At 43.3% G+C, this 23,197-nt stretch carries 17 protein-coding genes; 4 read left to right on the top strand and 13 right to left on the bottom strand.

The genetic code is table 11. The features are described from left to right. Positions 1–270 precede the first annotated feature (270 nt). On the bottom strand, positions 271–873 hold the full coding sequence (locus E5S67_RS15730) for a thioredoxin family protein (RefSeq protein WP_172188780.1): 603 nt from the start codon (positions 871–873) through the stop codon (positions 271–273). Positions 874–1,051: 178 nt separating this feature from the next. On the opposite strand from E5S67_RS15730, the gene E5S67_RS15725 reads away from it, so the two are divergent. Both E5S67_RS15725 and E5S67_RS15720 read left to right on the top strand, forming a co-directional pair. After that, complete coding sequence (locus E5S67_RS15725) at positions 1,052–1,456, top strand: NIL domain-containing protein (RefSeq protein WP_006635751.1); 405 nt, start codon at positions 1,052–1,054, stop codon at positions 1,454–1,456. Positions 1,457–1,519: 63 nt separating this feature from the next. Further along, a complete protein-coding gene (locus tag E5S67_RS15720; protein ID WP_172188778.1) occupies positions 1,520–1,963 on the top strand; it encodes a hypothetical protein in 444 nt (147 codons plus the stop codon). A 957-nt stretch (positions 1,964–2,920) separates the two neighbouring features. On the opposite strand, the gene E5S67_RS15715 is transcribed toward E5S67_RS15720, so the two are convergent. From E5S67_RS15715 to E5S67_RS32470, 5 genes are all read right to left on the bottom strand, one after another. Further along, entirely contained in the window at positions 2,921–3,472 is a 552-nt protein-coding gene (locus E5S67_RS15715) for a shikimate kinase (protein ID WP_172188776.1), read from the bottom strand. Between the two features lie 22 nt (positions 3,473–3,494). Next, positions 3,495–4,379 (bottom strand): LapA family protein, encoded by an 885-nt coding sequence (locus E5S67_RS15710; protein WP_172188774.1) that lies wholly within the window; start codon positions 4,377–4,379, stop codon positions 3,495–3,497. An 86-nt stretch (positions 4,380–4,465) separates the two neighbouring features. After that, positions 4,466–5,083: a flavin prenyltransferase UbiX gene (locus E5S67_RS15705; RefSeq protein WP_172188772.1), complete on the bottom strand. Its 618-nt coding sequence runs from the start codon at positions 5,081–5,083 to the stop codon at positions 4,466–4,468. A 403-nt stretch (positions 5,084–5,486) separates the two neighbouring features. Next, positions 5,487–7,853 carry a ribonuclease R family protein gene (locus E5S67_RS15700; RefSeq protein WP_172188786.1) on the bottom strand — a complete coding sequence of 789 codons (2,367 nt, stop codon included), beginning with the start codon at positions 7,851–7,853 and terminating at the stop codon, positions 5,487–5,489. A 244-nt stretch (positions 7,854–8,097) separates the two neighbouring features. After that, positions 8,098–8,346, bottom strand: a complete 249-nt coding sequence (locus E5S67_RS32470) for a hypothetical protein (protein ID WP_216670489.1) — start codon at positions 8,344–8,346, stop codon at positions 8,098–8,100. Positions 8,347–8,729: 383 nt separating this feature from the next. Between E5S67_RS32470 and E5S67_RS15695 the strand changes: the two genes are divergently transcribed. Next, the gene (locus tag E5S67_RS15695) at positions 8,730–9,716 is read left to right on the top strand and encodes a hypothetical protein (RefSeq protein WP_172188770.1); all 987 of its coding nucleotides are present in this window, start codon (positions 8,730–8,732) and stop codon (positions 9,714–9,716) included. Positions 9,717–9,931: 215 nt separating this feature from the next. Here E5S67_RS15695 and clpP read toward each other — a convergent pair whose 3' ends face one another. The 3 genes from clpP to E5S67_RS15685 form a co-directional block, all read right to left on the bottom strand. Next, a complete protein-coding gene (clpP, locus tag E5S67_RS15690; protein ID WP_333190783.1) occupies positions 9,932–10,564 on the bottom strand; it encodes an ATP-dependent Clp endopeptidase proteolytic subunit ClpP in 633 nt (210 codons plus the stop codon). A gap of 26 nt (positions 10,565–10,590) precedes the next feature. Further along, the gene (locus E5S67_RS32465) at positions 10,591–10,740 is read right to left on the bottom strand and encodes a hypothetical protein (protein WP_216670488.1); all 150 of its coding nucleotides are present in this window, start codon (positions 10,738–10,740) and stop codon (positions 10,591–10,593) included. Positions 10,741–10,813: 73 nt separating this feature from the next. Further along, entirely contained in the window at positions 10,814–10,963 is a 150-nt protein-coding gene (locus E5S67_RS15685) for a DUF433 domain-containing protein (RefSeq protein ID WP_246276806.1), read from the bottom strand. Positions 10,964–11,355: 392 nt separating this feature from the next. Between E5S67_RS15685 and E5S67_RS15680 the strand changes: the two genes are divergently transcribed. Continuing rightward, on the top strand, positions 11,356–13,077 hold the full coding sequence (locus E5S67_RS15680) for an RNA-directed DNA polymerase (protein ID WP_172188768.1): 1,722 nt from the start codon (positions 11,356–11,358) through the stop codon (positions 13,075–13,077). A gap of 10 nt (positions 13,078–13,087) precedes the next feature. Here the strand turns inward: E5S67_RS15680 and E5S67_RS15675 are convergent, their stop codons facing one another. From E5S67_RS15675 to E5S67_RS15660, 4 genes are all read right to left on the bottom strand, one after another. After that, on the bottom strand, positions 13,088–14,656 hold the full coding sequence (locus E5S67_RS15675) for a nuclease-related domain-containing DEAD/DEAH box helicase (protein ID WP_172188766.1): 1,569 nt from the start codon (positions 14,654–14,656) through the stop codon (positions 13,088–13,090). Between the two features lie 240 nt (positions 14,657–14,896). Continuing rightward, the gene (locus E5S67_RS15670; protein ID WP_172188764.1) at positions 14,897–16,030 is read right to left on the bottom strand and encodes an acyltransferase family protein; all 1,134 of its coding nucleotides are present in this window, start codon (positions 16,028–16,030) and stop codon (positions 14,897–14,899) included. Positions 16,031–16,113: 83 nt separating this feature from the next. Further along, positions 16,114–17,526, bottom strand: a complete 1,413-nt coding sequence (locus tag E5S67_RS15665; protein WP_172188762.1) for an adenylate/guanylate cyclase domain-containing protein — start codon at positions 17,524–17,526, stop codon at positions 16,114–16,116. Between the two features lie 48 nt (positions 17,527–17,574). After that, on the bottom strand, positions 17,575–23,082 hold the full coding sequence (locus E5S67_RS15660; protein WP_172188760.1) for a trifunctional serine/threonine-protein kinase/ATP-binding protein/sensor histidine kinase: 5,508 nt from the start codon (positions 23,080–23,082) through the stop codon (positions 17,575–17,577). Between the last annotated feature and the right edge of the window lie 115 nt (positions 23,083–23,197).

The raw sequence follows: 23,197 nt of genomic DNA, 5'->3' as shown, positions 1-23,197 counted from the left end.
TCTTCTTGCCGTTTTTACGGATATGGGTTGATTTACATTCTGGGCATTGCATAAATTATTCCTCCTATTCATACTCTAACTCAGCAACGCCCATTAACCGATCGCGCATTACTCTCCACTATCAGTGTCCTGAACCAGTCATAAAGCCCGATCCTCCCGTTGCTTATATACTCAGCAGGGTTTCACGTTTCTGACCTTGCTGAGTATACACCACCATTTTTACCGTCAAACCGCTCCTAATGACTAATCACTAATGACTACTGACTTCTTTCACTGTACTTGAGATCCGTGGGCGCGGGGGTCGGAGCTACTTGTTTTCACAGGCCCTGTAGGGGGAGTAAAATTAGAGACTTGACCTGCTGCTTGGACGTGTGGCAGAGGTTTTTCTGCAATTAAAGCTTCTAAGTTAGCTTCCATAATAGTGCGCGGCATTTCGCCCATAGTTTCAGCAACGGCGCTACCTTTATCGTTCAAATAGACAAAGTGCGGAATGCCATCTACTCGATATTTCGTGATTTCTGGCAGCCATTTGTCATTGTCTACATTCAGCATTACAAAATTCAGCGGTTCGGCATATTTCTCTTTGATTTCGCTCAGATCGTTAGCCATTGCCTGACAGCTACCGCACCAATTAGCATAAAATTCCATGAGTGTGGGTTTGCCGTTTACCAAAGCTGTTTCTAATGGCGTCGAAGCTTTTGCCATTTCAGTGAGACTGCTTGACGGCGTTTGAGTTCGCAGCCCCAAGAAGATAGATACTGAAAGGGCGATCGCTGCTAACACGATCGTTAAGTTTCTGATGCGCGTAGCGACTTTTGTATCGGGATTTTTGGGTGCGGGGGCAGCAGTTGAGTTGGGAGAATTCTGGGTCATATAATAGATTGCGGTTTTATTTCTATGTTTTTATTTTAAATAATAGATTCAAATTATACCACATTTTGAGATAATCAGACCCATATTATAAAAATTTTTACTAAGCCCAGTAATTAGACCAAGTGCGCTAAAACATAAGATAACAAAGATTGTTTGTAAATTATCGAGGACTTGCAGGGTGAAAAAACGGGTAACACTGACGTTTCCCCAACGATCGATCCAAATGCCTGTCACCTATCGACTGGCAAAGGATTTTAATGTTGCAGCCAACATTATCCGCGCTCAGGTGGCTCCGAACCAAGTGGGCAAACTGGTGCTAGAGTTATCAGGGGACATCGACCAACTAGAAGCGGCGATCGACTGGATGCGATCGCAAAACATCGGCGTTTCCCTAGCCAGCCGGGAAATACTCATAGACGAAGATATCTGCGTTCACTGCGGTTTGTGTACGGGGGTTTGCCCGACAGAAGCCTTGACCCTTGATCCAGAAAGCTTTAAACTAAGTTTTGCTCGATCGCGGTGTATCGTTTGCGAGCAGTGCATCCCTACTTGTCCGGTGCAAGCTATTTCTACTAACCTCTAGGCCCTGTACAAACTCATCGGGATCGTCATCTTTTTTTCCTGGTTTCCCTAATTTTGCCATCGGATGAAAAAAACCTCTTGGGTTTCCCTAACTCTACTTTTTGTTACTTATTTCACCTTTGGCTGGAAATTATCTGAGTTTGATGTTCCCCCGCACCAGACTTGGTTTTTAGCCATAGCTTCAATTTTCGTGTTGGCTATCGCCTTGTCGTTCCCGATGAGAAACACAAAAGCCTTAATTAGGGCGTGGTTTTCGAGTGATATCGGTGCTTTTCTTTCTATTATTGTAGGAGCTTTTGTGGCAGTGGTAGTTTTTGCCTGGATGCACCTTTTTGCTACTTGTTTACTCTTGATTTCAGCCGGAGCTTTGGCAAGACTCGATATTCAAATGTCTGGTTGGAAAAATTGGCGGGCTTTTGCAGTATTAATTACCATTTCTTTAGCAGGTGTGGGGTTGGGTGGAGCGATCGAGTTTTGGTTAAAAACAGGCAGGCTCGTATTCTCTTAATTGGGAACGGGCAATTGACCAAACCAAATTCTACAACTCGCAACGGATATTTAGCCGCAAACGATCAGAGCGCCCATCAATAAATACAGCTCATTTTTTTTGAAGCCCCCACCCCCGGATTAATGCCCCGTTCCCCGGCGTAATCATAGCAGTTTTCAAGCCAGGTGAGGTACAGCTTGTCAATAGCCGATTCCCTGTTGCGCGTTACAAATTACCAATTCTCAATTACCAATTACCGACGAACCTGGAGTGGAAGTGAAAACCGCTATCGCAGTATTTGAGGTGTAGCGACTATTCCTCAAAATCTTATTCCCAAGATAAGATCCCGCAACTCCGGCAGCCAAAAACTCGATCGCAATAAAAAAGCAGCTTTAGGGAGCTGCTCGTCAGAATGCATGAGGTATTGTTTTTAGAATAGGACAGGTTGAATTCGATCGGTGCTGGGTTACATTTTTTGATACGAGAGAGTTGATGAGTGAATGGACGATCGTAAAATCGTCACATAGGAGGATAGCATTGATGCTAAATTTCCCGACAATCAAGTTAGCGTTTAACTGTCCTTGCGCCCTACAGCCCTTCAGCGGTGGGGCCATTTTATTTTTAGGGAGAACTCAAGAGCCGACTTTAACGCATCAGACGAGTCTGCCATTAGTTCTTGTATAAAATCTCCGTATCGCCACATCCTCATACTTATAAAGCTTACGCATCAGATCCGCTCAAACCCGGTTGATTCCCAAACATGGCGCGGTTAAACTGACACTCTCAGGCAAAAATAAGTATTTTTACTCAAGTTATACCATTGTAAATTTTAGATTTTAGATTTTAGATTTTAGATTTTAGAACGACTTATGAATATGCTGGTTTGGAGCTGGCGTATGGTTGCATTATTTTTTGGGAAGTGCGATCGCAAGTCCACAAAAACCTGTTAATTTCTCAGAAACCCGGTTGCTTAATGTATCAATTGAGATCGGGCGCGGTTTCTGGTTTGATAACTTTTTTGATTTCCTCGATCGCCCTAGCCGCAACTTCTTCAGGCCTTTCGCCTCCACGGGTGGAGACTCGGACATCTGCTTGAGTGTAGAAACGCTCTCGCTCGTTCAAAAGGCTTTGCAGCTTAGATTTAATCTCGCCCTCGCGCAGTAAGGGTCGAGCGGTGTCCGAACGCAGTCGATCGTACAGTTGATCTACAGGCACATCCAGCCAAACCACTACACCGTAGTGCAAGTAACCCCAATTCATCGATCGCGCCACAATGCCGCCGCCCGTAGCCACGACCGAATTTTTATAAGCAGACAATTCGCCGAGCACTTTAGTTTCTAGTTCCCGAAAAGCCTCTTCCCCTTCTCGCTCGAAAATCTCAGCAATTGACTGATTAGCAACTCGAACAATTAGTTCATCAGTATCAAAAAAACGGTATTTTAATTTTCTTGCCAAAATCCGCCCCACCGTTGTTTTTCCCGCACCCATCATCCCGACGAGATAGATATTTACTCCCCTCAACAAATCCACTGGCAAATCCTCCCATATTTTTCTATTTTTTCAGGTTAATAGATCCGTCACTGGGGCGATCGTCGTCCTCAAACTCATCACCCTCATCCAATCCCCAATCATCCTCTGTTTCTGCACTAGGATTTTTCGGTGGTTCATCAGCGGGTTTAGGTATCGCCTCTTGCGGGGGAACGATCACCCGATACTCTGCATCGTAGATAGACTCTGTTTGCCCCACCCCAGACTGGTTTGGATCTCGATAGCCGTAAGAGTATACCGAGCCAGCCCAAGACTTGCTTTTCGGTTCCTGTTTAGCTTCGTAATCCCTCGGATTTGCCTCTGCAACGTCATTTACCTGCGGTCGATCGGGAAAATCGCGATCGTCCCCCCAATCGTCATCGCCACCTTGAGAGCCGGATTTTGAGCCATCTGAAACCCAATCGTCCTCATCGTCTGCGGCTTGATAAGTCCCCGGTTGAGCGTAATCCTTCGCCCCATCCGGGTTCGGAGTTTCTTGCTGGAAAGTCCGGGCACTGTAACCTGCAGGCGTGCCGTACTCTGTTCGGTAAGAACCAGCAGCCTGAGTTTGGCTATTTTCCCTATTCAGATCCGGGTCAATTTCCTGTTTTCTAGGAGGGGGAGGCGGCGTGTAAGGCGTTCTCCTGTCGTCTGCGAAAGTATCGGGACGGCTGCGACTGTCGCGGCCGGTGCGGTTTTGCGTTGAAGATAGATAATTTGAAAAAGCGACCAAACCAGAAATCAATAAAGACGTGACAGCTCCCACCGCCATGCTCAGCAAAATCCAGATAGATAAGGGCAAAGCAGGCGATCGAACTCCCAAAAACACCAGCGATAATGCCGGCTCCACATTTTGCAGGGCAAAAATAGTTAGCCCTACCACAATCACTAGCAAAAAAACACCACGCATATCGAACTTTAATTTGTAATTTGTAATTTGTAATTTGTAAATGACTAATAACTAATAACTCATGACTAATGACTAATTACTAATTACTACTCTTCTTCCTTCCAGCGTTTGAGAGGAACGCAATCAATTCCCAACTGGTCTAAAGCGCGAGCCACCACAAAGTCTACCAAATCTTCAATAGTTTGCGGATTGTGATACCAAGCGGGAATCGCTGGTACAATTCTAGCTCCCGCTTCTGCCAAGGTAGTCAAATTCCGCAGGTGAATCAAGCTAAAAGGCGTTTCCCGAGGCACGAGTACCAATTTTCTCCCTTCCTTGAGTTGAACGTCGGCCGCTCTTTCGAGTAAATCCGAGCTCAAGCCAGCCGCCAACTTGCCTAGTGTACTCATGCTACAGGGAATAACGATCATCCCTTGGGTGCGAAACGAGCCGCTAGCAATATTAGCACCGACATCTTGCCAGGGATGGCATCGGAGTTTACCCATTGTGGGTACTCCTGCTTGTTCGCGCCAAAATTCCTCTTGAAGCGTCGGTTCTGCAGGCATTCGGATGTTCTGTTCGCTTTGCCAAACCATGTAAGTAGATTTTGATGCTACCAGTTCCACAGCGCGATCGGCTTCCAACAGAAACTTTAGAGTTCGCACCGCATAAATCAGTCCCGATGCACCGGTAACTCCTACAATGAGGGGGTAGTTATTCGTCATTAATTATTTGTTAGTTGACGGTTGACTGTTGTTAGTAATTAGTTGTTATATCAAATCTGTTAGCATCGGAATTATTCATATATCTCTTCTCAACCTCTGCGTGAATCAGCGTCCATCCCTTGTCATCTGCGGTTAATACATTCTCTTTTTTTCACCGCAGATACAGGCAGATTAACACAGATTAACGCAGATAAACTATATAAATTCCGGTTTCACCGTCCGTGATTGTTGAATTTTGACTGGATTTGACACCCGACGATGCTACCGGATTGGATATTAGTCCTTAATTATTTATTGATAATTGCTGAGTATAGTTGGCAGCCCACTTCTCAATACTTAGTTGCCCGACAATGACAACTAAGTATTGAGAAAAGTTAACTGTCAACTGTCAACTGTCAACGGATTATTCATCATCATCAAAAGCTTGGCTGCCGCCGCCAACTGCAACTAAATCAATTTGCTGGCGGTAGTAGTCAACACTCTTGACTTGAACTTCTACCCGATCGCCCAAACGGTACTGATTGCGGTTTTTGCGGCCCACCAGAGTTTGCTGGCGCGATCGATATTCGTACCAATCATCCTTCAGCGAAGAAACGTGCACCAATCCCTCAACACGCAAGATGTCGCTCTCGGGCGGCCGCACCTCAATTTCTACAAAGAAACCGTAAGACTGCACGCCTGTAATCAAACCCTGGAAAGTTTGACCGGTGCGTTCTTTCATCAATCCTGTTTTCTTCAATCCCTGCAAATCGCTTTCAGCGTCTTCAGCAACCCTTTCGCGTTCCGTCAGGTGTACCACGGCCGATGCAAACTCTGTCTCAAATTCGTGGTGCAAATCTGGGGGGAGAACATTCCAAGTAATTTGACCGTGACAGGAGGAATGGTGCAAGTCAACTTTTTCCTTAGCCCGTGTTGTGCGGCTGCTGCGGCCTTGCTCGAACACCGCTTGCAACACCCGCAGCACCAGCAAATCGGCGTAGCGGGAAAGCGGCGAAGTGCAGCGCGTGTAACCTTCTGACAGCGCCAAACCGAAGTGCGGCTTGGGAGTTGTGCTGTAAACAGCGGGCTTCATCGTGTCTTCTAGCAGGTAGGTGAGAACTCTTTCGGACTTCAAGCCGGCAAACTGCTGGGTAAATCGCTGAAAGTCAAAGGGCAGAACTTCTTCTTCGGTTTCGAGATACAGTTCGCCTCCGAGGTTGTTCGAGAGTTTGATGAACTCTTGAATGTCTGCCGGGTCTGGCATCGGCTGGACGCGGTAGATTGCTGGGACTCCCAAGGCTTGCAGGTGGGTGGCGACAGCTTGGTTGGCGAGTACCACCAACTCGGAGACAGCCGACTGGGCGGGGGGAGCGGTTGCAAAAGCTCCTAATTCGCCTTCGTCGTCGAAGTGAGAGTTAGCGTCGGGCAAGTTTAGTTCAAAAGCTCCTCGCTTGAGCCTTGCCTGTCTGGCTGCCTGTGAGGCGGCACCGAGTTGATCTAGGAAAGGACGGAGGGCGGATGATAAAGGGTGCTCTTCGGCATCGCCTGGTTCGATAATTGCTTGAGCTTGCTCGTAGGTGAGGTGGTAGTCAATTTGAATGACGCTGGTTTGAATTTCGTATTCTAGCAGTTCTCCTGATTCGTCTAGGGTGAGCAGTATGCTGAAGGCCAGCCGTTCGGTATCTGGCAGCAGAGAGCAGCGCTCGTTGAGGATTTCTGGCAGTACGGCGATGATTTTGTCTCCCAGATGGGCGGCGGTGCCTCGCTTGCGGGCTTCGCGGTCGATCGGGGTTTCTGGCTGCACGTACTCGGCGGCGTCGCTGATGTGGATTCCTATTTGCCAGCGGCCGGGCTTCAGGGTTTCGATCGACAAAGCGCGTTCTACTGGCGGATCGGAGAGGAATGATGTCGGGTCAAACTCGTTTTCGACTGCTCCTTCGGAGAGATTTTCCTGCTCAGCTTGAGGGGCATCGTTTTCGCTGTTGATTGTTCCCGGTTCGTTTTTGCTGAAGGTAACAGTCAGGATGTTACGCAAGTCTAGCCGTTTTTTGATGTCGGTTTTTTTGACTTTGCTGGGCAAGTTTTCGGCTGCTTTGATGACGGCGGCGGGGAACGATCGCGGCAAGTCGTGTTTGCAGCATACGATGTCGAGGTCGTCAGCGGCTTCGGCGTCGGAACCTAATACCTGTACTACTTTGCCGACTGGTCGATGAGTGCCGAGGGGGTAGCGTTTGACTTCGACGTGTACTAGGTGGTCGATCGCCTCTTGGAGATTTGTGCCATTTGCGAGCAAGTCTAGTTCAAACAACAGGCGATCGTCCAGGGGGATTGCTCTGTAGCTGACTCGGCCGGTGGGGGTGGCGGTTTGCTTGACTCGCGCGAGTACCGAGGGGTTGGCGCGTTCGAGGATAAGCATGACTTCGCCTTCGGGCGATCGGCGGCGGCTACCTTCTTTGATGATTTTGACTAAGACTCGATCGCCATTCCAAGCTGTCGAGAGGTGACTTTCCCGCACGTAAACGTCTTCTGAGCCTTCAGCGTCTTGAATTGCAAAGCAAAATCCTTTGCTCGAACAGCGCAGTTTTGCTTCTACTACGTCGTCTTCAGCTACTCGGCGATAGCGGCCTTTGTCTTTGACTAATATGCCAATTTTCTCTAGAGCTTCTAATGCGATTTGAAGTTTGAGTTGACTGGTGGCGTCGTTGCAGTCGAGTTTTTTCTCCAATGCTTTAGGGGCCACTAATTTGTCTTCTGTAAAATTTGCCAGCAGTGCAGCGATAGAAAATTCCATGTAGCGATCGATCCTCTTGTTTCCAGCAATTAGTCTAATTTTGGCGAAATCAGCCGCACTCCCTCGGGCCCTCGCAGTGCCTGCTTCCCAACAAATGCGCGGGTTAATAGGTGGAGACGCGAGCACAGCCACCTTATTTGAGCGCGAGGATTTTTTGAGCTTCTCTCCCGACACGGGCTTCGTGCTAATTGTCTGCTGTCTGTCTTGAACTGACGGCTGACGGTGCAGAAAACTGTCCCGCACGCTATTCCCCAATACAATTTTTTAGCGTTGGTTTGTTTGCTTTTAGGTCAGCAGCGCCGAGCACTTCGCGAATTAGAAAGCCCCTGTCGGTTCTTAAAAGATGGCTCGATACTGAAAGCGACGGCTTGAGTCGAGGATGAGCCGATGGAGAGATGGAGAGGGAGAAAATTTGCATTTCTTCCTTCTGCCTTGTTCCTTCTGCCTTGTTCCTTCTGCCTTTTGAAGTGCCTCTTGCTTCTTGCTTTAGCAAAGAATTTACCGGCTCAAGGCAAAATTGCTAGTAGCTCGCTGCTGCGATGCCCCTGTTTTTTGCACGCGATCTGCCCTTGCGGACGGAGGTGCAACGAGCGGGTCGGGAGCAATCTGTGCTGTAGAAAGTGCAAGGTACACAAAACCGGAGACTTTTACTACTTTTGCTTAGTTGCTGTGTCATCTCCTATAGATAGAAATGACGCCCGATGCTTGTTAGCTTAAACCGCTGGATGTGGGATGGGGTTTAGTGGCGTGAAAGGTTGCGCGGATGACTCACCTTTAATTTATTGTATGTTGAATATGTGCTTTCAGAAAATTGTTTTCTTTGGGCTGTACTACACTTAAGTCATAAGCCCCTCCTGGTTTCGGGGTCAAAAAATTATGTTTGCTGAATTTCGCGCCCTTTATCCCGCTGGACAGTTAATCTGTGAGTTGCTGACTGTTCATCACGGTAAGTTTGTTGTTCGCTGTCTGGTTCAGGTTGACGGCAAAACTCTTGCTACGGCTATGTCGGCTGCTGAGTCTGTTGAGGATGCTGAAGACCGCGCCCGGTTGCGATCGTTCGCTGTCCTCGGATTTGCCGATCCCGCGAGTGCGATCGCGAGTGTTTCTCCGGCTCCGGTTGCTCCGGTTGCTGCTGTTCCCGTTCCTGTTCCGCCGACAAGTGTTCCGGTTGCTGCTGTTCCCGTTCCCCCTCCTGCTGCTGTTCCCGTTCCTGTTCCGCCTGCTCTTGCTCCTCTTCCTGTTCTAGAAATGCCTGTTGCCGACAAAGTTTCTTTACCACATCAAAGCAATTTTGTCAATACGGAAGCGAAATTAAATGAAGAGCCGATCGCACCTGTACCGGAACCGCTGCCGCCAACGGTCGATCGCGTGGAGGCTACTGGATTTGTACCGAAGCAGTTAGACTCGGACGCTTGGCTTTCTTCCAGCTACGGCGAACCGATCGCGGAACTGGATGTGCCGACTGCTAGCCCAAGTGAACTTCTACAGGGTGCGGCCGAAGTCAGGGAATTGCAACCGATCGCAGTGGGAATTCCGAGCGATGCGATCGAGGATAATTCTGATACGATCGCCCAAATAGACGCCATCCTTAAACGCCTGCAATGGAAGAAAAAACAGGAAAGCGACTGTCTCGAACAAAATTACGGCAAGTCGTCGCAGAGAGAGCTTTCTAGCGAACAGTTAGTAGATTTTCTAGAATATCTGGAAATCTACAGCAGAACCACTGAGGAAATCAAGCGGTTGGGCTGGACTCCCAACCAAGGAAAAGATTATCTCAAACAAGGTTATGGCAAAGAAGCGCGGCACTTCTTAAATCGAGAAGAATTGTTCGACTTCCTGCAATATCTCGAATCTTTGCCCTAGTAATTATGTAGAGTTTCTAGGTGTGATGTTTTTTTAGAAAAAGCTACATATAGCAGTTTTCAATTGTATGAAATACAGTAGGAACACGGGACACTGTGCCGTGTCCTGCGCCCCAGCATCTGTAATTCACTCCACTGAAAACTGCTATATGACTGTTAAAAATTAAAAATCAAAAATGAGGAAATATTCTTCATTTTTGATTTTTAACTTTTCATTTAGACGACAGCGGCGATCGGGCGGCTGGCGGAAGGACGGCGATCGATCACTTGATCGACTAATCCGTAGTCCTTTGCTTCTTCAGCCGACATGAAGAAATCCCGTTCGGTATCTTCTTCAATGCGGGAAAGCGGCTGACCGGTATGGTTGGCAAGATGTTCGTTCAGGCGGCGTTTGTGGTACAAAATCTCTTTGGCCTGAATTTCAATATCGGTTGCTTGTCCTTGAGCTCCGCCTAGAGGTTGGTGGATCATAATCCGGGAGTGAGGCAAACTCATCCGCTTGCCTTTAGCGCCGGCACTCAACAGAAAAGCGCCCATGCTGGCAGCCAAACCGAGACAAATGGTGCAAACATCGGGGCGGATGTGGTTCATGGTGTCAAAAATGCCCATACCTGCTGTCACCGAACCCCCAGGGGAGTTGAGATACAGGTAAATATCTTTCTCGGGGTCTTCGGCGTCTAAAAATAGCAATTGGGCAACGATCAGGTTAGCCAAGTCAGAGTCAACCTGTTGGCCCAAGAAGACGATGCGATCGCGCAGGAGTCGCGAGTAAATGTCAAAGGCGCGTTCGCCGCGACCGGATTGTTCTATAACTGTTGGGATCATTGACCGGGCCTGCCTATTACGTATCTTTTTTTAATTTTAGCGATTAGGGCTCAGTTATAGTTAGCGATCGGTGGCGTGCGAGGGAGAAATAGGCGAAATCCTTGACCTGGGCGGGGTTGGGGCGGTAATTTGTGGAAGTTGTGGCGCGTGTGCGATCGGATTTCCGATCCAAGGGCGATCGATGTTGAGGAAGCGGACATCAATAAACGTTAAATGTTGTTATGTGACGATCGTATCATTGCGAAAACTCAAATAGCTCGATCGCCGCTGACACTAGGAAAATGCTCTAAAAACTCCGCAGGGCGAATCACTTCCTTCGAGACAATCAAGCAGAATTTTCATCGGGACGCGAGTGCTGATAAAGACAGGAGTTCCCCCTAAAATGTCGGGGTCGCTATGAACGATAGGTAGTGTAGGGTTCATCTAAAAATCTTCGGGAGTCATGAATCTGATTGCAAAGAAAAGGTTGTAACATCAAGACAATCGTCCTCAGTCTAGGTATCACTTGGCTCGACTACAGCGAAATTTGGCTGTGATAACTCGTTGAGCATAAGAGTTGCCAAGCGCAGCCGCTCTGTAAGTCACAAAGTGCGGAGAACTTGGATATAGATTTCTTGAGCAGTGGTCGGCATAATACATCATCCTGCCTTGAAATTTAACCTAAACTGGTGTCTCGATCGGAAGATCGATCGCTCTTTTCTCATATCATTAGAAGTGCGATCGGCAATCCTTCCGTGGATGCCCTCCGCCGTTCGGGATTTGCCCTGACCCATTGAATTAATTGCTGATGGGTAAGATTTAAATTAATTAAGCTAATGAATAAAGATTTTTGGATTGAACAGATAAAGAAAAGAGAAGTTTTTGAAAGAGCATATATGTATGCTCTTTTCTACCAACTCAAAGAAGATGCCTACTGCAACTTTATTGAAATAGCTTACTACAGACAAAATAAAGAAAAATTATTTAAAGAAATTGAATCATCTCTGGAAAATCCCAGTTTGTATGAACCAGAAACTGCGTTCTCATTCTATCTACCAAAATCAGATATGTTCTTCAGAAGGATGATATACACTCCATTCAAAGACTTAGTAATCAAATTTATTTTTGTATCTGTATTAGCTGAACTATTGGATTTTACGTTTGTTCACAATTGCTTTTCACATCGTCTTGATAGAAATATAAAAAATAAGATCTCCAAGAGATATTTATATATGCCTCACTATGCAGGATTTCAAGAGTTTATAGATTGGCAATTAGCCCAAGTCGAAAATAGCACTTGTCTGCTGAAAACCGACATATCATCTTTTTATGACTCTATATCTCATGAATATCTCCTGTCAGCAATTTCACAGAAACTAAACATAACTAATGAAAGTCACTTTATGATTCTATTTAGTAGGACATTGAAATTCAAAACTTGTTACTATTCAATGGTGGACGGAAAATTATGTGAAACATATAATAGCCAAGGTATACCGATAGGGAATTCAGCAGAAGGCTTTATAGCTAATATATTTCTTAATGAAGTTGATGAAGCATTATTCAACTTAGGTATAAATTTCGGCAGATATGTAGATGATTTTAGAGTTTTTACAAACAATAAAAGTGATTCATTAAAGGTGTTAATAATCCTACAAGAATTTCTTCTAAAAATAGGACTAAATTTGAATACTTCAAAAACCAAAATCATAGAAGCTCAAGAACAAATTATTAAATTCATTAAGCATTCAAATAAAAGTGGGATTTATGGAATGCCCTGTCAAGAAGAGAGTTATAATGAAAGCAAGCAAGAAAAGAAGCTAGATAAAACCCAAATCATTAAAGAAATTGATTCTAAACAAGCAAGTGAGCAATATGAGAAATTATATTTTTCAAAATATCCAAAGAAAGTTATAAAAATAAACGATATTGATGATGAAGATAAAGCAAAAAACTTCTGTGTTTTTTTGAATGGCATTAAATTAGGCGCGAAACTTGAAAATCAAGCATTTAGTCAGCAGATGGAGTCTCTTTATATATTGTCCAAAAAATACCCAAAACATTGGAGCTATTACTCTTGGTTGTGGGTAAAATTTATATCACAAAATTATAGTAATGATATTCAAAACATCAGCCTTAAATATCTTTTTAAAGTATTTGATGATGAACTTGTTAATGTATTTATCAAAACTAGAATTATTCATCATCTGGTTAATTCACGAAAGGGGAGCCTACCCTATATAGAAAGAATAGGGATGAATCAAAAACTCCGAAATAGAATTATTGAACATATAACTAAGTTAATGAAAATCAATTGTATCGCATTGCAATTGAATTGTATATATGCTTATTATCTAATGTTCAGAGACCGCGAGCATCGACATTTGCAAGACTTTGTATCTCATAACTTAAAGCGTCCCATACCAAAACCGATCCAACAGGCTGTTTATCAGATAGGAACTTTATATGAAAATCATTCTCCCGGGTTAGCTTCTTTTGAAGAGATTTTAGAAGAGAGTGAAATAGAATATGAATCTGAAGACTTGAATTATCAGTAAAATTCCAATCTTAAAAATCAATATCTCGATCGGGAGGTTCATAAATAACAAGCAAGCTTTTTGCTCTTGTAGCTCCAACGTACCTATCTGCGATCTCCCAATTACTTAATATCAAATTCTTTTCTTTTTCAAAAAATAACATTATAACATCACTTTCTAGTCCCTTATACATCCCTATATTTGACCAATGAATAGTATTTTGATCTTTATCGGAAAATGAATATGGCTTAAGATAAAAACGATCGATATGCGAATATTGTGAAAGTAGGGACTTTGATGATGGATACATATCAGTTAATATAACAATCTGAGCCGGAGAAACATTCTCCTTATTCACTAGGTCGGTAATATCTTTTTCTAATAGACTAAAGATATCATCTGTCTCTTCATATATCCGATGTATTACATCTCTTCCTTCAATTAATGAACTCTTTCTTTCATAAATACAGGATACAAAATTCTCTGCATGTTTGAAGATTTTGTGAGTATTTCGACAGTTTTTATCTAAGACAGTCGGGTTTACTTGAAGGGCTAATTTATTTAGATTCTTGGAAACTTTTTGATTACTATCTTGGAAAATGTAGAATATCCCATCATCGGGAATCAACTGTTTCAAATCGTTAATTTCCTTTTGCTCAAAGTCTTGTCCTTCGTCAACGATGATTGCTGTAAACTCAAATGTTAACTGAGGTTTTTGTGGTTTTATTTCTTCATAACTATAAACTACACAGTAACCCACTGTAATTTCATCTTGTAAAGCAGCAGCGAGATAAAGAGAAAGGTTATTAGATTTACATATTACGAGCGTTCTAACCTTATGTTGGCATAACTTTCTTGCTTTTTCTATTGCCAACTGAGTCTTCCCTGAACCAGCACAGCCCAGAACAATACACTGAAGATGTAAGCGCAAATTATTCAAGATGTCGAATTGCTGTTCTGTTAATTGAATAATTTCTTGGTTATTTTTACCAATATCATTAGCAATATATTTCCTGAACTCTGTACTTGGAGAGATGAGGTTAATGATTGACTCGGTTCGCTGCTCTCCAAGTTTTGTAGTAAAATGTCCCTCGGCTTTATAATAATCGAAAACAGAAGATATCCAGCCACTAATATTTCCTAACTGAGGACGTAAAAGTAATATTTCTTGAGGTGCTTCCGAGGGTAGATTATTTGCCACGTCATCAATATCAGGAAAAGCCACACATTGTCCAATACAAAAATCTTTATTTTTAAATTCGTCGTATTTACTGAGAAAATTCAAAAACTTATACTTAATGTCTCTAGCTTGTTGAAAAGGAGATATCTTCATCTTGTATTGGTTCTGATACCAAGCCATATTCAAATGATCGTAGGCGATCTGCCCTCCTTTGGCTTCTAGTATAATAATTCCTCGATCGGGATGAATAATGATGAAGTCAGCTTCCCTATCTTGAACGATATATTTGATGTGCTGCCACCATGCTCCATGAAAAACAACGTAATCATCACTCAGATTTTTTTCAAAAATTTGGAATAGAGTCTTTTCTGCGTTGCTCTTCGTTGTTGATGATATTTTTTTAGGAATCATTCTTGCCATAACTATTCACCTCTTCTCTTTTTAGATGACTACTACTTTGTTGATAAGTTTTTATATAGTAGTTGGAGGATAACTTTTATGGGTGTATATTACCGCAAAAGGCTTTTTTATGTCAAGCCCCACTAACTACTACTTGCCATAGGAAGTATGCCTTTCAAGTATCTAGCATCTCCCACACTCCGATTTAAGTAGATCGGGTGCTACCCAGAAAAAAGCTATATCCACTACACACGAAACTACTTAAATTTTTATCGCCCAACCACGGCGGTACATTTCATACAAAATTAACCACCAAAATAATACCGCAGTCACAGCAAATGCTAGAGAACCATTGAGCGGTCCCGCCCACGGCAAAAACCAGTTTTCATAAATCCAAGTGTATGTTGTTGGAACATTTCGACCAGTACCGATATGAGTTTTTAAGAGAATTCTGGCAACTATACCGGAAGCGACAAACAAGAAAATTGCATTCACTCCCATGATTTCAAACGGCCTCCCCCATTTCCAATCCCGCACTTCTATTGTTTCGTAGCAAGCTGCTAGCAATAGGAAGGCCCAACCAGCAGTAAAAACTACATAAGAACTTGTCCAAAGTTGTTTGTTGATCGGAAAGGAAAATCCCCACAAGTGGCCGATTACCACGCAACTGAGGCCGCAGATTGCTAAGTTGATACTGGTGCGGGTTTTGATTTTCTGTACTCGCAGCCATTCTCCGGTAAAGTGGCCTGTGAGGACTGTGACTACTGCGGGTAAGGTACTCAATAATCCTTCGGGGTCGAAGGGGCCGCCTTTGTACAGGTGTTGGCTACCGAGAATTAGCCGATCGACATATCCTCCTAAATTTCCTTCTGGCGTGAGTTCGCCGGCAGTGTACCCCCCTACAGAAAATACGGTTAATGCACCCCAATAGCCCAAAAGCACGGCAACAGCGAGCAGTTTTTGATTGCGGGGGGAAAGGTTGAAAATGGCGATCGCACTGATGAAATAAGCTAAGCCGATGCGCTGCAATACTCCCATGATGCGGATTTTACCGAAGTTTTCCACTGGGGCGCTGTTGAGAAGTACGTCAAGGGCGATCGAAGATGTGTTTAGCAGAAATCCTAATACAAACAGAATAGCGGCACGCCGTGCAATTCGCCAGTAAATATTTGTGTTTATTTTTGTAGTAGTTTGGGTATATTTTGACAGGGAAAAGGACATCGCGCAGCCAACGATGAACAGGAAAAACGGAAATACTAAGTCTGTGGGAGTGCAGCCGTGCCATTCTGCGTGTTCTAGCGGCCAGTAAATGTGTTTCCAACTGCCGGGGTTGTTGACTAAAATCATGGAGGCGATCGCAATTCCGCGAAAAACATCAAGGGATTTTAAGCGCATGGGGGAGAAGCAAGAGGTTCGAGGGAAGAAAGAAAAACTACTAATTACCAATTATCAATTACCCAGAACCCATTACCCCTTAATTAAATTTCAATTCCTTCCAGGGTCATAATGACCGCATTCTTCATCAACATATCGCAGCGTTCTGCATAAAAAGCTGCTGCCTTATCATACTTGTTGATTTGCAAAACGCGCAGAAACATTTGCCTTGCTTGCGCAAATTGCTGCTGGTAGTGAAAAAAAATTCCCTGTTCAAAATAAGTTTGAGTTTGTGCTTTTAGTTCGATCATTGTCGCCGAGTCGCCATCGTAAATTTCAAATACAGCAACAGGTGTTTGTTTTCCTTTGACTTGAACGCGATCGAGAAACCGGCACTTGTAATGTTGAGGATCGTCTATCCGGCAAAGGGTTTGGACGCTAGCTACAATAGCAACTCCATAAAGCTTTGTCAATCCTTCCACACGGGAAGCTAAATTAACGGCATCAGAAATTACCGTACTTTCCATTCGTTCCGCTTCGCCAATCGTACCTAACATTAAAGTCCCCGTATGCAAGCCAATCCCTATCGAAATAGGTTGATAGCCACTGTTTTGCCTGTGTCTGTTATAAATTTTCACTTGCTGCTGCATCTCAATTGCTGCTTGCACAGCATCTTCAGCCCTGTTAGGAAACAAAGCCATAATCCCGTCACCAATGTATTTATCTATAAAACCGTTGTACTCGCGGATAACTGGGCCAACTCGGCTTAAGTAAGAGTTAAGAAACTCAAAGTTTTCTCGGGGAGACATACTTTCTGACAGACTTGTAAATGAGCGAATGTCGGCAAACATAATCGTCATTTCTGCTTGTACAGCGTCTCCTAGTCTGGCATCAACGATGCTTTCTCTTTTGAGAAACTTCAAAAATTCACGCGGTACAAAACGGGCTGATGCGGTGGCTATTTTTTCGAGTTCGCTTTTGCTGGACTCGATTTGATTGAGCGATCTAAATGCTCTCAGTGCGGTGACTACTGTGGTAAATAATTTTTTATTAGTAAGTTCCGTTTTGGTTTTGTAATCATTGATATCGTAGCTGACAATTACTACATCTTCTGGTACTTGTCCGGGCTGTCCAGTGCGTAAAATAATTCGCACTACTTGATTATTTAAAATATCGCGGATGTATTTAACTACTTCCAAGCCTGCTTCTTCTGTTTCCATAACTACATCGAGTAAAATCAATGCTATGTCGTAGTTATTTTGGATTATTTCTTTAGCTTCTTTTCCTGAGTAAGCGCTGATAAATGTTATGCTTTTACCTTCAAACTTAAAATCGTTCAAGGCTAGTTTAGTAATATTATGAATTTCTATTTCATCATCGACAATTAATATTTTCCAACTTTCTTCTAGCGGTTTTTGTTCCGCCTCGTCTTCCTCGGCAAATATTAATTCATCGTCGTCCGCCGCGATTAATTCGTCATCGCCCGCAGCCAACAGGTTTTTACTAGCTTCTGACATTTATCGTTCTCCTAAATAAAACTTATATTCATGTTGGCGGTATAATAACTAACTGCTCATTTTAGCGGGAAATTCAATCATAAATTTTGTGCCTTTTTTCCCTTGACTTTCGCAGCGAATTGTGCCGTTGAGTTTTTGAGTAACAAGGTTATAAATAATGTGCAGTCCCAATCCGGTACCGCCCTGACCTCTTTTGGTGGTAAAAAACGGTTCAAAAATTTTACTGAGATTTTCTGGGGCAATTCCTTTGCCGTTATCGGAATATTCAAATATTAGCCGATCGCCCTCTAGTTTGAAATCAAAGGTCAGAATTCCTTCGTCTTCTCTATCGTAAGCGTGAATTAGGGAATTCAACACCAGATTTGTCACAATTTGACACAGCACGCCAGGGTAACTGTTCAGTAAAATATTTTCATCGCACTTAATCTCTATTTTGTGTTTAGTTCTTTTGAGTTTGGCACTTAAGGATGTCAAAATTTCCTCTAGATAGTTTTTTAAGTTAAACGTGCGTTTGAGTTCGCTCGACTGATCTACTGCGACTTCTTTAAAACTGTGAATCAAGTCTGCCGCCCGCGTGAGGTTGGATAAGATCATATTACTGCTTTGCATGGCGGTATCCAGAAACTTTTCTAACTCAGAGCGTTTAATTTGGCCATTGGTGTAAAGCTCAAAAAATTTTGTGGCTTTTTCAGCGAGCAGAGAAGCGGCGGTGATGCCGATACCGATTGGAGTATTGATTTCGTGGGCAACACCTGCAACCAGCCCTCCGAGGGCGGCCATTTTTTCCGATTCTACCAGTTTATTTTGAGCCGATTTTAGGTCTTCTAATGTTTGGGATAGCTCGGAGGTACGCTGCTGTACTAAATTTTCGAGATTCTGATTAAATTGGTGCAAATTGGCGTAAAGTTGAGCGTTTTCGATCGAGATAGAAATTTGAGAAGACAGCAGTTTTAATATTTCTAATCTGTCTGGCGTAAAAGCGCCTGTAGTCAGATTGTTTTCTAAATATAGAATGCCGCTGAGTTGACCTTGATTGATTAAAGGAGTGCAAAGAATTGATTTAGGTTGAACGGCAATTATATAGGGTGTGCGAGTAAATTGTCCTTCGCGGGTGGCATCGTTTAAAACTACGCTTTCTTGGGTACGAGCGACATAGTTGACAACCGCAACTGCCAGCAAAGTTACTTCTCGCTCCTCTGCTACAAAATCTATTGGAATTGATTGCATGACAGCAACGCGATCGACATCTACAGATCCTGATGCTTCAATCACTAATTCACCGGATTTTTCTAGTATTAAAAAGCCTCTTTGCGCCCCGGCATTTTCAATAACAATTTTCATCATTTTTGCCAGCAGTTTGTCTAGAACTATTTCGCCAGCTAAGGCTTGCGATGCTTTGACTGCTGTTGTCAAATCTAGCGCGCCTGCACTGCTGCTGGTAGTGGAAGCGCTGCTGATAGATTTGTGAGTTTCGATATTAGTGGAAATCAAGGCTGAAGTTAGCAACTGCGAGTATTTTGATTCTAAATGCGCTACCTTGGCTTTGGCTCCCCAGCGCTGATAGCAATAACGTGCGTCAATCAAGTAAGTCTTAGCAATTTTCGATCGCCCTATGGATAGATAAAATGCTCCGGCCAATTCTGCTGCAAGTGCTTGTACCTGTATGTATCCGTTTTCTTGGGCGCCTTGAATTGCGGAGTCGTAATATTCCATTGCTCTCACAATATTGCCCAAAACTCGCGCTTTTTCTGCGGTGATTAAGTCGCACTTGTGCTGAAGGTTCATAGGGGCAGAAAGCGCTTTTTTTTGCAATTTTTTTCTGTTACCTGTTGCGTAAAAAAGATGCTCTTCTTGTTCTTCTTTTGTGGCAGATGAATATGCTGCTAGTCGCACGAGAGCATCGTAAAAATGGTATTCAGGAACATTAATAAAGCCCGCAACTCCGTCTAAATAAACTTCGGCTTGCGCTGCATATTCTAGCGCTCGCTCGACATCTCCAAATAAATACGCTAAAATTAATTTCTGTAAATAAAAGTGCTGGAGTCCAACCCGATCGTTAGCTGTCAACAGCAGTGGCAACAATCTTTCTTCGTTGTAAGCTTCACCTAATAAAACTTCAGAAGTTGCTAAGTTTCCCATCAATTGCAAAACTGTTTGCCGATATATTTGATTCCAAGTCAATACAGTGTCTTGCTTTAGTTGACACAGCAAATGGTTGTAAGTCGCCATTTTTTGTTCTACTTGCGGCAATTCTTGACCGAGGAAATACAAAGACTGACAAATATTTACTGCCGAATATCCGACACCTTCTAAATCACCGTTTTCGAGCGCGCTTTGATAGGCTTCCTCTAACAGCGGCAAAGTGTCTTTAACATGATGCTTGCCGTGCATCAAAATGAATGCTACTAAATTAAGCGTCTTGCTTTTAAACTCTACAGCATTTAATTTATCGATCAACTTTAAAGCTAATTGACCGAAGCGCTCGCCTGATTCAATATCTCTAAATATTCCTTTTAAAATAGCTCCGTAATTAGCATAACCGAAGGCGGAGAAAGCAGAATTTCCGTAGTTAATAGATAAATTAACTTGCTCGCATACAATCAGCGGCAGCAGCGCTGGCTCAACTATAAACGTAGCTGAAAACATACTGGAAAGCAGGCGCATTGTTGCTAGTTTTCGCACATTAGTCATCACAGGCAAGTTAATTAAATCTTCTATCTTTTTTTCTGTAAAATAAGCTGCGGTTTGGGTTAATACTTGCTGAATGTGGAGAGGACTCGGCGATTCGGGAAAGTTGATTCCTAACATTTTTAGTGCTTCCCGACCAATTTTTACCGATTCTTGGAGTTTGGTTTGCATCGCACAAGCTGTGATTCTAACTTCAAAAACTTTGATTTTGTCTAGTTCATTTTTTGCTTGTTGCAGGACAATTTCTGCCCATTTTTCCATTTGTTCAAACTCCGTATTTAGGTAAGCTGCTTCTGCCGCTGACTCGTAGAGCGCAAGAGTCAAGTCGTAGTCAGTTTGCCAACTTTCCGGGGGAAGCAGCTCAATACCTGCGGTTAAATATTTGACTGCGAATTCGTAAGCTGCACTTGCTTTTGCTTGGCGGCCTGCAATTAAATTTAATTGGCATAATTGAAATTTTTCTAATTCACCGCTGATAATTTTTTGGGCGGCATTTAGCTGATTGACCGTCTCAAAAATATGCTTTTCTAATTGCTCTGGATGCGCATTTTGTAGCAAAAATCTGCCTATTTTGAGATGGGTTTCTTGTTTATGAGAATCGGAGATTAAAGCATAAGCTGCTTGCTGCACTCGCTCGTGCAAAAATTTGTAACTCGCGCCAGCAGCATCAGGTAGGGACAATTCATCTGTAAACTCTCTAGATATTTGGTTTGTTATTTCTGTGCTTGCTGCTAGCGCTATCGGAATTTTGTAGGCGTTATTCACGGGCAAAATCAAACCGGACTGAAGTGCTTGCCAGAGGTCTGTTGCTGCGGAAGCGAGAGGTTTTTCGCAGATAGTCGAGAGGATTCCTAAATCAAATTTGTTGCCGATACAAGCGGCTATTTTGAGCAATTTCTGGGTATTTTCTGAAAGTTTTTGAATATTATCTATCATTAATTCTACAACATTGTCAGTTATTCCTATTTCTTGTATTTGTTCGATATCCCACTGCCACTCGCCTTTAAGTTGGCATTTTTTCACTACTAGATCTGGGCTTTTTTGGGTACAGCCATAAATGTTACGTTCGGCTCGCTCTAAAAGTTTTTCCGATTGTTCAAATTTAAACAAAAGCAATTTTTTTGAGTAAAGAGACTTCATAAATTGCTTCAAAAAAAAGGGATTTCCAGCGGTTTGTTTAAAAAGCAATTCTGCTAAAGCTAGCGATTTTTCTGGTGCGCAGTTCAGAGTGTCTGCAACGAATTGATTGACGCTGTTAATATCAAATGGCGAAAGGGCGATCGCACTCACAGTCACGCCTGCTTTGCTAATTGCTTCGGTCGTCAGCATCACGGGATGATTTGCATCTACTTCCTGTTCTCGATAGGCTCCAATTATTAATAAGTATTGACTTTCCAGGTCAGTTGCTAGCAGTTGTATTAACTTGAGTGATGCTGAATCTACCCACTGCAAATTGTCGAGGAATATTACCAGAGGGTGTTTTTTTTGAGTAAAGACGCGGATAAATTTTTGAAATACTAAATTAAAGCGGTTTTGAGATTCATTTGCTCCTAAATCTGGCACTGGGGGTTGCGGCCCGACAATCAGTTCTACTTCGGGAATAACTTCAATAATTACTTGGCAGTTGCCGCCGAGAGCATTTAATATTTTTTGTCTCCAAACTTGGACTTGGGCGGGAGTTTCTGTGAGGATTTGCCGCAACAAGTCTTGAAAAGCTTGAAACAAAAAACCGTAGGGAATATCGCGCTTAAATTGCTCAAATTTGCTGTCAATAAAATACCCGTTTTCCCGCACTATCGGCTTAGATAGTTCATAGGCTAACCACGATTTTCCCAGACCGGCACAACCGGAAATCAGCACGATTTCTGTATTTCCTCGCCTCATGCGCTCGAAGGCACTTAGCAGTAGATTAACTTCGGCTTCTCGCCCGTAAAGCTTTTGGGAAATTTGCAGGTGACTCGATCGATCTTGCTCGCCGAGGGTGATGTGAGAAATTTCGCCCGTTGTTTGGAGTTGTTCGAGACACTTCTCTAAGTCGCACCCCAGTCCGAAAGCACTTTGATACCTATCTTCGGCGGTTTTTGCTAGTAGTTTCATCACGAGATCGGAAACGACTTGAGGAATCTCCTCGGTTTCTGCTTGATTGATTCTACCTTCTATTTTATGCTTTCTATTTTTACAAGGAGAAACTGGGTTTTTCGCAATATGGCAGTGTACTAACTCCATTGGATCGATCGCATTAAAAGGCAATTCGCCACAGAGCATTTCATAAAAAGTGACGCCTAAAGAATAAAAATCGGTGCGGTAGTCGATCGCCCGATTCATGCGTCCCGTTTGTTCGGGAGACATATAGGCGAGGGTTCCTTCGAGTAAATTGGGATGGCTGAGGGCTTGATTTTCGCCTGGTAGCAGCGAGGCGATCGCAAAATCAGCAATCTTGACATCTCCTGTCTCGATATTGACAATAATATTGCTGGGTTTAATATCCTTATGAATGATGTGGTGTTCGTGGAGTTGCCCAATAGTTTCTGCTAGTTTGATGCCAATATGCAGAAATTGTTGTAACTCTAGCTGGTTGTTGCTGAGAAAGTCTTTGAGGGAAATACCACCAAAATCTTCTAAAACTAAAACAGGAAAGTGATTGTATGTTTCTATTTTGTAAAGCTTGACTATTCCGGGCAAACTCAAATTTTTAAGAATTTCTGATTCGTGCAGCAGTTGGGATATTTGCGCTGGGGTAGGGTATGTCGGCGTGAGAGTTTTGAGGATAACGGGTTTTTGTTCTTCAAGCTGCATCCCTCGATAAATAACTGTGTGAGGGTTTGTATAAAGTTCTTCATCAATGCGGTATCCAGGGATAGAAATCATGATATTTGGGGGTAATTTCAAAGATGCGGTTATACAATTTTAAATGTTAGATTGGGAATGATTGATGACATAAGGTTTTGGATCAGACGTACAGTTGCATTCTTTTTTGCCACAA

The sequence above is a fragment of the Microcoleus asticus IPMA8 genome (assembly GCF_013179805.1).
GTDB lineage: Bacteria > Cyanobacteriota > Cyanobacteriia > Cyanobacteriales > Microcoleaceae > Microcoleus > Microcoleus asticus.
This window is presented reverse-complemented; position numbering and strand designations above follow the sequence as displayed.

Bases quoted from the DNA above. Each gene is read 5' to 3' on its own strand.
- E5S67_RS15730 (WP_172188780.1), bottom strand. From the start codon at position 873: ATGACCCAGAATTCTCCCAACTCAACTGCTGCCCCCGCACCCAAAAAT.
- E5S67_RS15720 (WP_172188778.1), top strand. From the start codon at position 1,520: ATGAAAAAAACCTCTTGGGTTTCCCTAACTCTACTTTTTGTTACTTAT.
- E5S67_RS15710 (WP_172188774.1), bottom strand. From the start codon at position 4,379: ATGCGTGGTGTTTTTTTGCTAGTGATTGTGGTAGGGCTAACTATTTTT.
- E5S67_RS15705 (WP_172188772.1), bottom strand. From the start codon at position 5,083: ATGACGAATAACTACCCCCTCATTGTAGGAGTTACCGGTGCATCGGGA.
- E5S67_RS15700 (WP_172188786.1), bottom strand. From the start codon at position 7,853: ATGGAATTTTCTATCGCTGCACTGCTGGCAAATTTTACAGAAGACAAA.
- E5S67_RS15695 (WP_172188770.1), top strand. From the start codon at position 8,730: ATGTTTGCTGAATTTCGCGCCCTTTATCCCGCTGGACAGTTAATCTGT.
- E5S67_RS32465 (WP_216670488.1), bottom strand. From the start codon at position 10,740: ATGTCCGCTTCCTCAACATCGATCGCCCTTGGATCGGAAATCCGATCG.
- E5S67_RS15685 (WP_246276806.1), bottom strand. From the start codon at position 10,963: ATGAACCCTACACTACCTATCGTTCATAGCGACCCCGACATTTTAGGG.
- E5S67_RS15680 (WP_172188768.1), top strand. From the start codon at position 11,356: ATGAATAAAGATTTTTGGATTGAACAGATAAAGAAAAGAGAAGTTTTT.
- E5S67_RS15675 (WP_172188766.1), bottom strand. From the start codon at position 14,656: ATGGCAAGAATGATTCCTAAAAAAATATCATCAACAACGAAGAGCAAC.
- E5S67_RS15670 (WP_172188764.1), bottom strand. From the start codon at position 16,030: ATGCGCTTAAAATCCCTTGATGTTTTTCGCGGAATTGCGATCGCCTCC.
- E5S67_RS15665 (WP_172188762.1), bottom strand. From the start codon at position 17,526: ATGTCAGAAGCTAGTAAAAACCTGTTGGCTGCGGGCGATGACGAATTA.
- E5S67_RS15660 (WP_172188760.1), bottom strand. From the start codon at position 23,082: ATGATTTCTATCCCTGGATACCGCATTGATGAAGAACTTTATACAAAC.